This window comes from Shigella sp. FC1567 (assembly GCF_001743015.1).
GTDB lineage: Bacteria > Pseudomonadota > Gammaproteobacteria > Enterobacterales > Enterobacteriaceae > Escherichia > Escherichia coli.
In genome coordinates this window covers 1-763 of record NZ_MIIV01000336.1, presented here as the reverse complement: position 1 = coordinate 763, position 763 = coordinate 1, and the positions used below count along the sequence as shown (strand labels likewise).

General features: G+C 49.8%; 2 pseudogenes. One reads left to right on the top strand and one right to left on the bottom strand.

From position 1 onward, the window contains the following. Positions 1-285 (top strand): annotated as a pseudogene (locus BHE85_RS17355) (IS4 family transposase); the annotation flags it as partial. Between the two features lie 13 nt (positions 286-298). Here BHE85_RS17355 and BHE85_RS26820 read toward each other — a convergent pair. Then, a pseudogene (locus tag BHE85_RS26820) lies at positions 299-580 on the bottom strand (IS66-like element accessory protein TnpA); the annotation flags it as partial. Positions 581-763 lie beyond the last annotated feature (183 nt).

The following is a 763-nucleotide window of genomic DNA, read 5'->3' as shown; positions in this document are numbered from 1 at the left end:
GCTTATAATCTGGTGAGATATCAGATGATTAAAATGGCGGAACATCTGAAAGGTTACTGGCCGAATCAACTGAGTTTCTCAGAATCATGCGGAATGGTGATGAGAATGCTGATGACATTGCAGGGCGCTTCACCGGGACGTATACCGGAGCTGATGCGCGATCTTGCAAGTATGGGACAACTTGTGAAATTACCGACGAGAAGGGGAAGGGCCTTCCCGAGAGTGGTAAAGGAGAGGCCCTGGAAATACCCCACAGCCCCGAAAAAGAGCCAGTCAGTTGCTTAACTGACTGGCATTAAGGCCGCCGGGGACGTTTTTTTACCACCGGGAGTTTGGGCATAACGGTGCTTTCAGTAAGTACGACAGGTACTGTGGAGGCACTTCCGTAAAGAAGGGCATCAAGTTCCTGCTCCGACATACCTGCGGGCAGAGGCCATGAAAGGCCAGCGTTGCGGAAGCGCACGAACATACCACAGACAGTTGATTTTGGTACGCCCAGGCGACGTCCGGCCACAACCCGTGGTAAATGTTCTTCGAAATGAAGGCGTAAAGCTTCAGTGATCCAGGTCCGGTATTCCATACGATAGTGTCCACTTCAAAATGATGGACATTATTTTTGTGGAGCCGGAGGAAACAGACCAGACGGTTTAAATGAGCCGGTTACGAAGAAGCTGAGGTTCTGCGCTTTGATAATTTTGACGATGCCGTTGAGTGTTGCGCAGACCTGAATATTCCGTTCTTTGTGGATGCCGGAAACAAAAAA